Source organism: Burkholderia sp. LFS061 (genome assembly GCF_047978125.1).
GTDB classification, from domain to species: domain Bacteria; phylum Pseudomonadota; class Gammaproteobacteria; order Burkholderiales; family Burkholderiaceae; genus Burkholderia; species Burkholderia pyrrocinia_C.
The window spans coordinates 24,510-39,198 of the sequence record NZ_JBFPFS010000035.1 but is presented as its reverse complement, the minus strand read 5'-3'; the positions used below and the strand labels follow the sequence as shown (position 1 = coordinate 39,198).

Genomic DNA, 14,689 nt, shown 5'->3' with positions numbered 1-14,689 from the left:
TCGCACGCGCCGCCGCCGGCCTTGCCGGCGCGCGGCGCGCGTCGTTCCGGACGACCGGTTGCGGACGGCCAGTTGCGGGCAGCCGGTTGCGGGTTTCGATGAGGGCGAACGTGCAGAAAAGCTTCAAGGGAATCCCGTGGTGGGGTTGGGCGTTGACCGCCGTGCTGTATGTCGGCGTGGCCGCCGCGGCCGTCGATTTCGCATGGGAACGCGCGATCGACGCGCTCGAGGAAACCGGCGCGCACCGGCTCGACCTGTATGCGTCGAGCCTGAAGAGCGAGCTCGGCCGCTTCGAGATCCTGCCCGGCCTGGTCGCGCGGCAGGACGGCGTGCGCGCGATGCTGAAGGCCGCGCCGCACGACGCGCCCGACCTCGTGCACAAGGTGAACACGTACCTCGAAGCCGTGAACCGCGACGCGGGCAGCGGCGCGGTCGACGTGATCGACCTGCAGGGCGAAGTGATCGCCGCCAGCAACTGGAACGAGACGATCAGCTTCGTCGGCACCAACGTGTCGTACCGGCCGTACTTCAAGGACGCGCTCGCGCGCGGCAGCGGCCGCTTCTTCGGCATCGGCACCAACACGGGCGTGCCGGGCGTCTACTTCGCCAGCGCGGTGCGCGACGACGGCGTGCCGATCGGCGTGGCCGCCGTGAAGATCAGCGTCGATTCGCTCGAATCGGCATGGCGCGCGCCGGGTGTCGCCGCGATGGTCGTCGACAGCAACGGCGTGGTCGTGATTTCGACCGAACCCGCATGGAAATTCACCGCGCTGCGCCCGATCACCGCGCAGCAGCAGCACGACATCCAGGCCTCGCGCCAATACGCGGGCCGTACCGTCGACGCGCTGCCGTACCGCCACATCGGCGACCGCAGCGCGGCCGCGTGGCTCGGCGCGTTCCCCGATCCGCGCCGCGCCGGTCGCAGCACGCGCTATCTGGTGATGTCGCGGCCCGCGCCGCAGGCCGGCGATTCGCTGATGGTGCTGCTCGACGTCGCGGGCGCGCGGCGCCAGCAGCAGACGGCGTTCGTGTTCGTCACGGGCGCGTTCCTGATCGCCGCGCTGCTGGCCGGCTACGCGATCCAGCGCCGCCGGGCAATCGTCGCGCGGCTGAGCGCACAGGATGCGCTGCGCCGCGCGAACGACCGGCTCGAACTGACCGTCGCGCAGCGCACGGCCGCGCTGACGGCCGCGAACGAGCGGATGCAGCGCGAGATCGACGAGCGCGAGCGCACCGAGCAGCGGCTGCGCGATTCGCAGCAGGAAGTCGTGCACGCGGGCAAGCTCGCGGTGCTCGGGCAGATGGCCGCCGGCCTCACGCACGAGCTGAACCAGCCGCTCGTCGCGATCCGCACGCTGTGCGACAACGCGCGCACGTTCTTCGCGCGCGGCCAGCCGGCGCAGGCGGATGCCAATCTCGAACGGATCGGCAAGCTCGTCGACAGCATGGCCGTGCTCACCGGCGAGCTGAAAACCTTCGCGCGCAAGCCCGACGTCGAGCGCGTCGCGGTGTCGCTGAACGAGGCCGTCGCGCATGCGCGGCTCATCTACGACGCGCGAATCCGCGACGAAGGCGTGCGGCTCGACGTGAACATCGCGCCCGGCACGGCGGTGTCCGCTGAATCGAGCCAGTTGCAGCAGGTGATCGTGAACCTGCTCGGCAACGCGCTCGACGCGGTGCACGACGCGCCCGTGCGCCGCATCGTCATCGAGGCGGCCGAGCCGGACGAAGCCGGCCGCGTGCGCTTCACGATCGCCGACAGCGGCGCCGGCATCGCGCCCGACGTGCTGCCGCACCTGTTCGAGCCGTTCGTCACGACCAAGCCGCGCGGCCAGGGCCTCGGGCTCGGCCTCGCGATCACGTCGCGCATCGTCGAGGCGTTCGGCGCGAAGATCGCCGCGACGAACCGCGACGAAGGCGGCGCGCAGTTCAGTATCGAATTCGCGGCGGCGACGCTGCAAAGGACAGAGCATGGAAGATGAGATTCGGGTGCTGGTCGTCGAGGACGATGAAAACGTCCGGATCGGCGTCGAGCAGGCCGTCGCGCTCGCCGGGTTCCCGGTCGACGCGTTCGCGTCGGCCGCCGACGCGCTCGCGCACGTCGCACCCGGCGCACCGGTGGTGATCGTGTCCGACGTGCGGATGCCGGGCATCGACGGGCTGCAGCTGCTCGATCGCGTGATGGCCGTCGATGCGCAGATCCCGGTCGTGCTGATCAGCGGCCACGCGGATATCTCGACGGCCGTCGGCGCGATGCAGGTCGGTGCGTACGACTTCATCGAGAAACCGTTCTCGTCGGACGTGATCGCCGGCCGCGTCGCGCGCGCGGTCGAGAAGCGCCGCCTGACGCTCGAGGTGCAGGGGCTGCGCGCGGCGCTCGACAACTGGCAGGGCATCGAGGCGTACGTGCTCGGCAAGTCGCCCGCGATGGCCGACGTGCGCAAGAAAATCCTGCGCCTCGCCGATACGTCGGTGTCGGTACTGATCACCGGCGAAACCGGCACCGGCAAGGAACTGATCGCGCGCAGCCTGCACGACTTCGGCGGCCGGCGCGACGCGCATTTCGTCGCGCTGAACTGCGGCGGCCTGCCCGAGCAGATCTTCGAGAGCGAACTGTTCGGCCACGAAGCCGGCGCGTTCACCGGCGCGATCAAGAAGCGCATCGGCAAGATCGAATGGGCTCACGGCGGCACGCTGTTCCTCGACGAGATCGAGACGATGCCGATTTCGCTGCAGATCAAGATACTGCGCGTGCTGCAGGAGCGCGTGGTCGAGCGGCTCGGCGCGAACGAGCTGATTCCGGTCGACTGCCGCGTGGTTGCCGCGTCGAAGGCCGATCTCGCCGAACTCGCGGCCGACGGGCGTTTTCGCGCGGATCTTCTGTATCGCCTCAACGTCGCGCAGATCGAGCTGCCGCCGCTGCGCGAGCGGCGCGAGGACGTGCCGCTGCTGTTCGAGCATTTCGTGCTCGCGGCCGCGCGGCGCTTCGGGCAGCCGGCGCCGGTCGTCACGGCTGCGCAGGTATCCGAACTGATGACGCACGCGTGGCCCGGCAACGTGCGCGAGCTGCAGAACGTGGCCGACCGCTTCGTGCTCGGGCTGACCGGCGACAGCCTGCTGTCGTCGGGCGACGCGCCCGCCGTGGGCGGCACGCTCGCGGAACAGCTCGCGTATTTCGAACGGATGCTGATCGAGGACATGCTGCAGCGTCACCACGGCAACGTCGCGGACGCAAGCGTCGCGCTCGGCATGCCGAAGAAGACGCTCTATCACAAGCTGCGCAACCTGCGGATTCCCGCGCGCGGCGACGCGGCGGCCGACGGCGGCGAATGACGCGGACAAGGACACGCACCACGGCATGGATCGCATCGAAGTCACCGAACACGGCCGCCTCATCGGCCAAACCCACGGCCACCTGATCCGCGGCGTCACGCGCGCGCGGAAGACCTTCCGCCCGAGCGACTGGCCCGAGCGCCTCGCGGGCGTCATCACGCTGTTCGTCGGCGAACGGCGGCCCGGCTATCCGTGCGCGCTGTCGCGGCTCGCGATGCCGGTCGTCGACGGCGGCGTCAAATGCCTGTTCGTGTCGGACGAATTGCGCGACGTGTGCGCCGACGCGTTCGACTTCGCGATGCAGTTCGCGGCCGACAACGACCTCCCCGTCGAGCTTCGGGCCGCGCCCGCGTTGACTGTGCGCTGACGCGTAGCGCCCTGCCTCCCTCTCTTTCCGGTGCGTTTGCGCGTGTGCGCAGGCCGCCGCACGCCCTTTCTCCGCCGAAATCAATCGTCAGATGATTGAAGGCTTCGACATATGGCCACGCTCCGACAGGGGTTTGCGGCGCAGCCATCAATAAAATTGATCGTCACGATGAAAATTATGCGTTTTCCTTGCAGGTCGCCGTGATGCATAGTTGCGTCGTGTTGACGCACCTTTGAGTCTTTCAGTCATGAACATGCGAATCGAGCCGTCCGTGCTCGCGAACCCCGACCTGCAATTTGCGACGCTTTCGTCAGGCATCAGCCTGCCGTATGTCGAGCGGGGCAGCGGCGCGCCGATGGTGTTCGTGCACGGCTCGCTGTGCGACTACCGCTACTGGGATCCGCAGCTTGCGTCGCTGTCGGCCCACTACCGCTGCATCGCGCCGAGCCTCAGCCATTACTGGCCGGCCGTCGAAGCGGGCATCCAGGACGAGTTCAGCTGGCAGAACCACGTCGACGAGCTCGCCGAATTCATCGACGCACTCGATCTCGGCCCCGTGCACCTGGTCGGCCATTCGCGTGGCGGCAGCGTCGCGTTCAACGTCGCGCGCCAGCATCCGCACCTCGTCGACACGCTGACGCTCGCCGATCCGGGCGGCCCGCTGCAACAGCAGGGCGTGCGCGAAGCCGCGCTGCCGGCCGCCGCGATCGCGCTGCGCACGAAGGCCGTGAGCCTGATCGGCCAAGGCGACGTCGAATCCGGTCTCGAGATGTTCGTCGATTCGGTGAGCCTGCCCGGCGCATGGAAAAAGAGCACGTCGCGCTTCCGCACGATGGCGATCGACAACGCGAGCACGCTGCCGAAGCAGTTGCGCGACCCGCTGCCCGCGTATTCGCAGCACACGGCCGGCGATATCGCATGCCGCACGCTGCTGATCGACGGCCAGCGCAGCCCGAAGATGTTCCGCAACAACGTCGACACGCTGTCGCAGTGGATCGGCGATGCGCAACGGCAGACCGTCGCCGGCGCGTCGCACGGGATGAATGCGGCGAGCCCGGCGGTGTTCAACCGTTACGTGCACGAGTTCGTCGCCGCGTAATTTCCCGGGCGGCGTTCGTTCCGCCCGATCTTCACCGCTCCATTCCCCGGACGATGCGGGCGCCCGTCCGCATCGAGGGCGCCCGGTTACGCCACCGGCTCCGCCTTCCGCGTCACCGCATCCGGCAGCCCGAACACGCTGTCGAACGACCAGTTGTACACGAACGTGAAGATCGGGAAGAACACGATCAGCACCGCGTCGAACAGGAACGCCTGCACCAGCGACACGTCGAGCCACCACGCGATCAGCGGGATCAGGAACGTCACGAGCGCGACCTGGAAACCGACCGCGTGCAGCACGCGCCGCCCCACGGTGCGCGTCGTCGCCGCGCGCCGCCGCTCCCACGCCTCGAACGCGAGGTTGTACAGGAAATTGACGGTGACGCCCGTCGTCGAGATCATCACGCCCAGCAGGCCGCTCGTTTCGACGCTCGCGCCGCTCAGCATGCCGAGCACCGTCGACGCGATCAGGATGCCGAGCACCTCGAACATCACGACGTAGACTATGCGTCGCTTCCAGCCTTGCATGAACATCCCCTTCGAATCGAACAAGGTGGCGAGACTAGCAGCACGTACCCTGTGCGCAAAAGTCAGGTCCTTTCAATTTTTCTGACAGGAGGTATCGCGTGCTGACCAGCGACCACATCGACATGCTGCTGACCGTCATCGACAAAGGCTCGTTTTCAGCAGCCGCGCGCGCACTCGGCCGCACGCCGTCGGCGGTCAGCATGGCGATCGCGAATCTCGAGGCCGAACTCGACCTCGTGCTGTTCGACCGCGGCACGCGGGAACCGACGCCGACCGCTGCAATGGCCGCGCTGTTGCCCGACGCGCGGTCGATCGCCGAACGGCTGCACGCGCTGCGCGCGCATGCGCAGCACCTGTCGGAAGGCGTCGAGGACACGCTGCGGCTCGGGCTCGCGGCGGAACTCGACGGCGCCCCCGTCGCCCGCGCGCTGACGGCCGTCGCCGCGAAATATCCGGCGCTCGCGATCAGCGTCGTCACGGCGCCGCAGGACGCGATCGTCGACGCGCTGCATCGTGGCGCCGTCGATCTGTGCATCGCATACGGCGGACTCGACCTGCATCCGCAGGAACAGATCCACGCGCTGTGGACGGAAACGCTCATTGCAGTCGCCGCGCCGAGCCATCCGCTGATCGCCGAAGCAGCGCATCCTGAAGCGATCGAGCGGCTGTCGGGTTTCCGGCAGATCGTGATCGTCGATCCGGGGCGGCCGCTGACCGACGTGCGGCCCGTCATCGGCAACCGCACGTGGAAGGTGACCGACATGGCCACGGCGATCGCGCTCGTAACAGCCGGTCACGGCTGGGCGAACCTGCCCGCATCGATGATCGGCCGATACGTCGCCGACGGCGAACTCGCGCCGCTCGTGTTCGCGAACATCCGCAACGGGCTGCTATTACCAGTGTACTTGCGGCGGCCGAAACATACGGGGCTCGGCAAGGCGGCGAGCGAACTCGTGCGGGCGCTGCGGGCTGCCGGCGAAACCACGTAACCGGTGCGGTGGCGATCGCCGCCGCACCGTCGGTCTACACATGATCGATTGACCGTTAGTTGCAGTTACTACGCATCGCCGATGCGCTCGGCCGGTACGCGGTGGTGATCGCGGAACGCACGGACGTGTATCCGGAGCAGCAGGCATAGCAGACGGCCGATAAAAGCCCAATAAAAAAAACCGATCCGCGTCGTCACGGATCGGGGTTCTTCGATCGACCACTTGCTACGGTGGCCCGTCGCAAGCCTATACCTCAACGCACGGCAACTTCCTGCTTGCCCGACGCCGCATCGCCGACCGCCGTCGGCGCATTACCCCACCCGCCGCCCAACGCACGGATCAGGTTCACGGTCGACACGGCCTGCGCGCCGGTCAACTGGTTCGACTGCAACTGCGACTGCAGCACCGAGCGCTCGCTGTCGATCACGTCGAGATACGCGACCTGGCCCTCCTGATACTGCGTGCGCGACAGCGTCGCCGCGCGGCGCGACGCATTGACGGCCGCATCTTGCGCGCGGATCTGGTCGTCGAGCAGGCGCAGATCGGCGAGATTGTCCTCCACTTCGCGGAACGCGACGAGCACCTGCTGCCGGTAGTTCGCGACCTGCTCGTCGTATTGCGCGCGCGCCTGCTGCACGCCGGCCGCACGGCGCCCGCCGTCGAACAGCGGCAGCGTCAGCGCGGTGCCGGCGAACGGCCCGAGCAGGAACGTGCGGCTCGACCACAGGAACAGGTTGCCGAGCGTCGACGCCTCATAGCCGAACGCCCCCGTGATGTCGAGCTTCGGGAAGTACGCCGACTTCGCGAGGCCGATCCGCGCGTTCGCTGCCGCCATCGCGCGCTCGGCCGCCGACACGTCCGGACGGCGTTCGAGCAGCGCGGACGGCAGGCCCGCCGGAATCTTCACGCCGACCGGCACGATCGGCGTTTCCTTGAACGCGAAATCCGCGGGCGCCTTGCCGAGCAGGATCGCAAGCGCATGCTCGGAAGCCGCGCGCCGGCGCGCGACGCCGACCGCATCGGCCTGTGCGCTGGCCAGCTCGTTCTTCGCGCGCGACACGTCGAGCTCGCTGATGTCGCCTTCGTTGAAGCGGCGCTGCACGAGCTTCAGCGCCTGATCGCGCAACTCCACCGTGCGGCGGTACAGGTCCTGGTCCGAGTCGAGCTGGCGCAGTTCGAAGTAGTTCTGCGCGACGTCCGCCTGCAGCGCGAGCTGCACCGAACGGAACAGCGCTTCGCTCTGCGCCTGGTCGGCGCGCGACGCCTCGACGTTGCGGCCGACGCGGCCGAACAGGTCGGCCTCGTAGGACACCGTGCCCTGCGCGCGCCACAGCGTCGCGTTGGTCGGGCCCGTGCCTTGCGGCTGGAGCTGCGACGCCGACGACAGCCCTTCGCGCGTCGGCCCGAAGCCGGCGCCGACCTGCGGGAACCATTGCGAGCGTGCCGAACGCGTCGCCGCGCGCGCTTCCTCGACACGAGCGGCCGCGGCCTTCAGGTTCTGGTTCGCGGCGAGCGCCTGCGTCTCGAGCGAATCGAGCACCGGGTCGCCGAACACCGTCCACCATTCGCCGCGGTGCGCGCCGTCCGACGGCTCGGCCGTCTTCCACGTGCCGGCCTGTTCGCCCGCGGCGAGCGTCGGCGCTTCCTTGAACGCGGCGGGCGTCGGCGCATCCGGGCGCTTGTAGTCGGGGCCCACCGCGCACGCGGCGAGCAGCGTCGCGAGCAGGGTGCTCGCGGCCGCCACCTTCGCGAAGCGCATCAGGCCATTCGTGTTGTGCATGTTGTCCATCTTCTTATCCTCAAGCATCCGAAGCCGGCACGCCCGGAGCCGGTACGCCCGGGGCCGTCACGCCGTAACCGGCCGAGTCCTTGCCCGCGACGTGGATCTTGCCGCCCGCGAGCGTACGCAGCACGACGTAGAACACCGGCGTCAGCATCAGCCCGAACAGCGTCACGCCGAGCATCCCGAAGAACACTGCGATACCCATCGCATGGCGCATTTCCGAACCCGCACCGGTCGACGTGACGAGCGGCACGACGCCCATGATGAACGCGATCGACGTCATCAGGATCGGGCGCAGCCGCAGCCGGCTCGCCTCGATCGCGGCCTCGAGCGGCGTTCGGCCGTCGTGTTCGAGTTCGCGCGCGAATTCGACGATCAGGATCGCGTTCTTCGCCGACAGCCCCACCAGCACCATCAAGCCGATCTGCGTGAAGATGTTGTTGTCGCCCTGCGTGAGCCACACGCCCGTCAGCGCCGACAGAATGCTCATCGGCACGATCAGGATCACCGCGAGCGGCAGCGTCAGGCTTTCATACAACGCGGCGAGCACCAGGAACACGAGCAGCACGCTGATCGGGAACACATACATCGCTGAATCGCCCGCGAGGATCTGCTGGTACGTGAGGTCGGTCCACTCGAACCGCACGCCGCGCGGCAGCGTCTCGTGCGCGATCCGTTCGACCGCGGCCTGCGCCTGCCCCGACGAGAAGCCCGGCGCCGGGCCGCCGTTGATGTCGGCCGCGGTGTAGCCGTTGTAGCGCACCACCATTTCAGGGCCGAACGTCGGCGTCACCGTGACGAGCGACGACAGCGGCACCATCTCGCCCTTGTCGTTGCGCGTCTTCAACTGCAGGATGTCGTCCGCGCGCTGGCGGAATGGCGCATCGGCCTGCACGCGCACCTGGTACACACGCCCGAAGCGGTTGAAGTCGTTCACGTACAGCGAGCCGAGATACACCTGCATCGTGTTGAACACGTCGGTGACCGGCACGCCGAGCTGCTTCGCCTTCACGCGGTCGAGATCGACGTTGAGCTGCGGCACGTTGATCTGGTAGCTCGTAAACAGGGGCCCGAGCTCCGGCGCCTGCTGCGCGCGCTTGATGAAGTCGTTGGTCGCATCCGCGAGCCGCGCATAACCGACCGCGCCGCGATCCTCGATCTGCATCTTGAAACCGCCGAGCGTACCGAGGCCGAGCACCGGCGGCGGCGGGAACACCGCGACGAACGAATCCTTGATCGCGCCGTACTGCTGGTTCAGCGCGCCGGCGATCGCACCGGCCGACAGCGCCTTGCCGTGCCGTTCGGAGAACGGCTTCAGCGTGACGAACACGATGCCCGCGCTCGAGCTGTTCGTGAAGCCGTTCACCGACAGCCCCGGGAACGCCACCGCGCTCTCGACGCCCGGCTGCTTCAGCGCGATCGAGCCCATGTCGCGGATCACCTTCTCGGTGCGGTCGAGCGATGCACCGTTCGGCAGTTGCGCGAACGCGATCAGGTATTCCTTGTCCTGCGCGGGCACGAAGCCGCCCGGCACGACCTTCGACACCAGCACGGTCGCGCCCACCAGCACGAGGTACACGCCCAGCATCAGCGTCTTGCGCGACAGCACGCCGCGCACGCCGCGGCCGTAGTTCTCCGCGCCGCGATGGAACACCTTGTTGAAGCCGCGGAAGAAGCCGCCGAGCACGCGGTTCATCACGCGCGTGAGCCAGTCTTCCTTGTCGCCATGGCCCTTCAGCAGGATCGCGGACAGCGCCGGCGACAGCGTCAGCGAGTTGAACGCCGAGATCACCGTCGAGATCGCGATCGTCATCGCGAACTGCTTGTAGAACTGGCCGGTCAGGCCCGACATGAACGCGAGCGGCACGAACACGGCGACGAGCGTCAGCGCGATCGCGATGATCGGCCCGCTCACTTCCTGCATCGCCTTGTAGGTCGCCTGCCGCGCGTTCATCCCGCTCTCGATGTTGCGCTCGACGTTCTCGACGACGACGATCGCATCGTCGACCACGATCCCGATCGCGAGCACCATCCCGAACAGCGACAACGCGTTGATCGAATACCCGAACGCGAGCAGCAGCGAGAACGTGCCGATGATCGACACCGGCACCGCGATCAGCGGAATCAGCGACGCGCGCCAGGTCTGCAGGAACACGATCACGACGATCACGACCAGCGCGATCGCTTCGAGCAGCGTGTGCACGACGGCCTTGATCGACGAACGCACGAACTGCGTCGGGTCATAGACGATCTTGTAGTCGACGCCCGCCGGCATGTCCTGCTTCAGCTCGGCCATCGTCTTGCGCACTTCGTCCGAGATCTGCAGCGAGTTCGCGCCCGGCGACTGGTTGATCGCCATCGCGACTGCCGGCTTGTTGTCGAGCAGCGAGCGCAGCCCGTATTCGGACGCATCGAGTTCGATTCGCGCGATGTCGCGCAGGCGCGTGACGCCGCCGTCCGGCGTCGTCTTCACGACGATGTCGCCGAACTCGTCTTCCGTCTGCAGACGGCCGCGCGCGTTCACCGACAACTGCAGCGGCGTGCCGGGCAGCGACGGCGACGCGCCGATCACGCCGGCCGCGACCTGCACGTTCTGCTCGCGGATCGCCTGCACGACGTCCTCGGCGGACAGCCCGCGCTGCGCGACCTTCTGCGGATCGAGCCACACGCGCATCGCGTAGTCGCCCGAACCCCACAACTGCACCTGGCCGACGCCCTGGATCCGCGACAGGCGATCCTTCACGTTGATCAGCGCGTAGTTGCGCAGGTAGGTCATGTCGTAGCGGTTGTCCGGCGAGATCAGGTGCACGACCATCGTCAGCGTCGGCGAGCTCTTCACCGTGGTGATGCCGAGCCGCTGCACGTCTTCCGGCAGGCGCGGCAGCGCCTGGTTCACGCGGTTCTGCACGAGCTGCGTGGCCTTGTCCGGATCGGTGCCGAGCTTGAACGTGACGGTGATCGTCATGTTGCCGTCGCTGTTCGCCTGCGACTGCATGTAGAGCATGTCCTCGACGCCGTTGATCTGCTCTTCGAGCGGCGACGCGACCGTCTCGGCGATCACTTTCGGGTTCGCGCCCGGGTACTGTGCCTTCACGATCACCGAAGGCGGCACGACTTCCGGATATTCCGAAATCGGCAGCAGGAACATCGCGATCACCCCGCCGAGCAGGATGATCACCGATAGGACTCCTGCAAAGATCGGCCGGTCGATAAAGAATTTGGATATGTTCATTTCTGGCTCTGTCTGGTTGAACGCGGATGCGAAGCGGCGTGCCGCTTACGAATCCGCCTTCGCCGGTGCGGCCGGCTTCGCGGTGCTCGCGAGCGGCGCGGACGGCGCATCGCCGCCCGTCATCGGGACCATGTGCGGCTTCACCTGCTCGCCGGGCCGCACGCGCTGCGTGCCGTTCACGATCACGCGGTCGCCCGCGGAAAGCCCGCTCACGATCACGCGCCGGTTGCCGTGCTGCATCCCCTGCTGCACTTCGCGGTACGACACGCGGCCCTGCTGGTCGACGACGAACACGAACTTCTTGTCCTGGTCGGTGTTGATCGCCGCGTCGTCGACCAGCAGCGCCTGGTGCGGCGCGCTGCCGCCCACCTTCACGCGCGCGTAGAGGCCCGGGACGAGCGCGCCGTCGGCATTGTCGAAGCGCGCGCGCACGCGGATCGTGCCCGACGACGTGTCGAGCCGGTTGTCGACCGAATCGATCACGCCGCTGCGCGAGTAGCCGGCTTCGTTCGCGAGGCCGAGCTCGACCGGCACCTTGCGGCCGTCGCGCGCGCCGTTGATGTATTGCAGGTAGGTCTGTTCGTCCGCATCGAACGCCGCATAGATCGGCGACACCGACACGAGCGTCGTCAGCGGCGCGGCCGACGCACCGGCCGACACGACGTTGCCGACCGTGATCTCCGCGCGCGACACGCGGCCCGACACCGGCGCGGTGATCCGCGTATAGCCGAGGTTGATGCGCGCCGTTTCCAGCGCGGCATCGGCCGCCTTCACGTTCGCCGCCGCCTCGCGGGCCGCGTTCTGCTTCTCGTCGTAATCGCGCTTCGCGATCGCGTTGTCGCCGATCAGCCGCTGCGCGCGCTGCCAGTCGGTCTGCGCATAGCCGTTGCGGGCCTGGGCAGCCGCGAGCTGCGCGGCCGCGCGGTCGACTTCGGCCTGGTACGGGCGCGGGTCGATCACGAACAGCACGTCGCCCTTCTTCACGAGCGCGCCGTCCTTGAAATTCACCGCGACGATCGTGCCCGACACCTGCGGGCGTACGTCGACCTTCTCGATCGCTTCGAGGCGGCCCGAATAACCTTGCCAGTCGGTCACGGTCTGCGGCACGACGGTCGCGACGTCGACTTCGGGCAGCGGCGCGGCTGCTTTTTCGGGCGCGTTCGCGTTCACGCGCATTGCGCCGAACGTTCCGAGGCCGACGACGGCGAGCGTCACGATCGCCGCTGTCGCGATTCGGGAACGGGAGGTGCGTAGGATGGCCATGTGGATCTCCAATAAACGTGGATTGGTTCTGGTTATTCGGAACGGTTCGGCTGGCGCGCCTGGAAGCGGCACTGGAAGAAGCGCACGGCTTCCTCGAATGCGGCTTCGTGCGTCGCGAGCGCGGCGTGCGTGATGTCCGGATAGCGGATCACCTGCGTGAGCACGCCCGACGAAATCAGGCAGCCCGCATATTTCTCAGCTTCGACGTGCAGCACGTCGTTCTGCGCGGTGACGACGAGCGTCGGCGGCAACCCCGCGAGGCGCACCGATTCGATCGGCGCCGCGTACGGGTGCATGCGCTGCGCGGCCTGCGGCAGATACGCGCGATAACAGGCCGCGCATTCGCGCGCGGTGATGTCCGACGCGAGACGCTCGGCGTCGCCGATGCGCGTCATGCTCGGGTCGAGCATCGGCCCGAACAGCGCCTGCGCGGCGATCGACACTTCGCCGCGGTCGCGTGCGATGAATGCCAGACAGTTCGCGAGTTGCCCGCCCGCGTCGTGGCCCGCGACACCGATCTTCTTCGGATTGCCGCCGAACGCGCGGGCACGCGTCGCGGCCCACACGGCCGCGCGATACGCATCCTCCGGCGCGGCCGGAAAAGGAAAGGCCGGTGCGAGCGAATAATCGACCGACACTACGAGAGCTGGTAAGCGTTCTGCTAAAAAACGCGCGGCGAAATCGGCGTCTTCGAGCGAACCGCGGACGAAACCGCCGCCGTGGAAATAAAGCACTACTGGCAGCCCGGTCTTGTCCGGGCGGCGGTAGAGGCGCAGCACGATGTCCTGCGCGTAGCCGGGAATTTCCACTTCGGCAACCGTCAGCGCCGCTCCCGCCAAGGCTTGAGCGGGCAGCGCGGCTTTCAGGAATTTGCTGAATTCAGAAGCGTCCATGACGATGCAGCGTCCATTTCGAGATGGAACGAATTCTGGGTCCGGCAGACATTGGGATAAATGCCTATAATCCGGCAACACAATTCAACGACCCCGAACAATCCGAGGCTGCGTTCACCCACGAGGTAGCGCAGCCTTCTTGTTCCGGCGGCAAATTAGATTGCGGAGGTTGTGATGGACCGGCTTCAGGCCATGCAGGTGTTTACTCGCGTCGTCGATACAAGCAGCTTCACCAAGGCGGCAGAAACGCTCGGCTTGCCGCGGGCGTCCGTCACGACGATCATCCAGAATCTCGAAGCGTTCCTCGGCGTGCGGCTGATGCACCGGACCACGCGCCGGCTGTCGCTGACGCCGGACGGCGCCGCGTACTACGAAAGATGCGTGCGGATCCTCGCGGACGTCGAGGAAACCGAAGCGAGCTTCCAGGCCAACAACCGGAAGCCGCACGGAAAGTTGCGTATTGACATGCCGGGTTCGATCGGGCGGCTGCTCGTGATTCCGTCGCTGTGCGAATTCCACACGCGCTATCCGGACATCGACCTGCAGCTCGGCCTGTCCGACCGCCCGGTCGACCTGCTGCAGGAAGGCGTCGACTGCGTGATCCGCGTCGGCGCGCTGCAGGACTCGTCGCTCGTCGCGCGCCGGGTCGGCCTGTTCGAAGGCGTGACGGTCGCCGCGCCCGCGTATCTCGAGCACTTCGGCGAGCCGAAGACGATCGAGGACCTGAGCCAGCACAAGGCCGTCAACTATTTCTCGAGCCGCACGGGCCGCACGATCGACTGGTCGTTCCTGATCGACGGCAAGGAAACCGAGATCAAGATGGAAAGCATCGTGTCGGTGAACGACGCGGATGCGTACGTGACCTGCGGGATCGAAGGCTTCGGGCTGATCCAGCCGCCGCTCTTCATGGTGCTGCCGCACCTGCGCGAAGGCCGGCTCAAGGAAGTGCTGCCCGGCATCAAGCCGCTGCCGATGCCGATCTCTGTCGTGTATCCGCACAGCCGCCATCTGTCGCCGAAAGTGCGCGTGTTCGTCGACTGGATCGCCGAAGTGTTCGACCGCTGCCCGCTGCTGAGCGGCAAGGGCAGCCTCGACGCGACGTGCAGCAAGCGTACGTTCGAGGAAGCCGAACGCGCGCCGGCGCTCGACACGCCGGTCATCAACGAGTGGGTCGCGTAATCGTCTGAACCAACGCGCGCGGGC

11 protein-coding genes are annotated in these 14,689 nt (G+C 67.5%); 6 read left to right on the top strand and 5 right to left on the bottom strand.

The annotated features are described in order from the left end of the window. Positions 1–98 precede the first annotated feature (98 nt). From ACNQQL_RS25975 to ACNQQL_RS25960, 4 genes are all read left to right on the top strand, one after another. The gene (locus tag ACNQQL_RS25975) at positions 99–1,982 is read left to right on the top strand and encodes a sensor histidine kinase (protein WP_347066684.1); all 1,884 of its coding nucleotides are present in this window, start codon (positions 99–101) and stop codon (positions 1,980–1,982) included. Then, positions 1,972–3,333, top strand: a complete 1,362-nt coding sequence (locus ACNQQL_RS25970) for a sigma-54 dependent transcriptional regulator (protein ID WP_347066682.1) — start codon at positions 1,972–1,974, stop codon at positions 3,331–3,333. The genes ACNQQL_RS25975 and ACNQQL_RS25970 overlap by 11 nt, the downstream gene beginning before the upstream one ends. Before the next feature lie 25 nt (positions 3,334–3,358). After that, on the top strand, positions 3,359–3,700 hold the full coding sequence (locus ACNQQL_RS25965; RefSeq protein WP_347066680.1) for a DUF3579 domain-containing protein: 342 nt from the start codon (positions 3,359–3,361) through the stop codon (positions 3,698–3,700). A 247-nt stretch (positions 3,701–3,947) separates the two neighbouring features. Next, positions 3,948–4,799 (top strand): alpha/beta fold hydrolase, encoded by an 852-nt coding sequence (locus ACNQQL_RS25960; protein ID WP_204421981.1) that lies wholly within the window; start codon positions 3,948–3,950, stop codon positions 4,797–4,799. Positions 4,800–4,885: 86 nt separating this feature from the next. Here the strand turns inward: ACNQQL_RS25960 and ACNQQL_RS25955 are convergent, their stop codons facing one another. Continuing rightward, on the bottom strand, positions 4,886–5,326 hold the full coding sequence (locus tag ACNQQL_RS25955) for a PACE efflux transporter (protein ID WP_347066677.1): 441 nt from the start codon (positions 5,324–5,326) through the stop codon (positions 4,886–4,888). A gap of 98 nt (positions 5,327–5,424) precedes the next feature. Between ACNQQL_RS25955 and ACNQQL_RS25950 the strand changes: the two genes are divergently transcribed. Continuing rightward, entirely contained in the window at positions 5,425–6,315 is an 891-nt protein-coding gene (locus tag ACNQQL_RS25950; RefSeq protein ID WP_347066675.1) for a LysR family transcriptional regulator, read from the top strand. 253 nt (positions 6,316–6,568) lie between these two features. Here the strand turns inward: ACNQQL_RS25950 and opcM are convergent, their stop codons facing one another. Genes opcM through ACNQQL_RS25930 form a run of 4 tightly spaced genes read right to left on the bottom strand, consistent with a single transcriptional unit; the run spans position 6,569 to position 13,486 of the window. Beyond that, positions 6,569–8,104, bottom strand: coding sequence for a multidrug efflux transporter outer membrane subunit OpcM (opcM, locus tag ACNQQL_RS25945; RefSeq protein ID WP_347066673.1), 1,536 nt, complete (start codon positions 8,102–8,104; stop codon positions 6,569–6,571). A gap of 10 nt (positions 8,105–8,114) precedes the next feature. Beyond that, on the bottom strand, positions 8,115–11,330 hold the full coding sequence (gene ceoB, locus ACNQQL_RS25940) for a multidrug efflux RND transporter permease subunit CeoB (RefSeq protein WP_347066671.1): 3,216 nt from the start codon (positions 11,328–11,330) through the stop codon (positions 8,115–8,117). A 45-nt stretch (positions 11,331–11,375) separates the two neighbouring features. After that, entirely contained in the window at positions 11,376–12,593 is a 1,218-nt protein-coding gene (gene ceoA / locus ACNQQL_RS25935; protein ID WP_347066669.1) for a multidrug efflux RND transporter periplasmic adaptor subunit CeoA, read from the bottom strand. A 32-nt stretch (positions 12,594–12,625) separates the two neighbouring features. Beyond that, the gene (locus ACNQQL_RS25930) at positions 12,626–13,486 is read right to left on the bottom strand and encodes an alpha/beta hydrolase (RefSeq protein ID WP_027781544.1); all 861 of its coding nucleotides are present in this window, start codon (positions 13,484–13,486) and stop codon (positions 12,626–12,628) included. 174 nt (positions 13,487–13,660) lie between these two features. On the opposite strand from ACNQQL_RS25930, the gene ceoR reads away from it, so the two are divergent. Continuing rightward, on the top strand, positions 13,661–14,665 hold the full coding sequence (ceoR, locus tag ACNQQL_RS25925; RefSeq protein WP_072444546.1) for a putative multidrug efflux transcriptional regulator CeoR: 1,005 nt from the start codon (positions 13,661–13,663) through the stop codon (positions 14,663–14,665). The last annotated feature ends 24 nt before the right edge of the window (positions 14,666–14,689 follow it).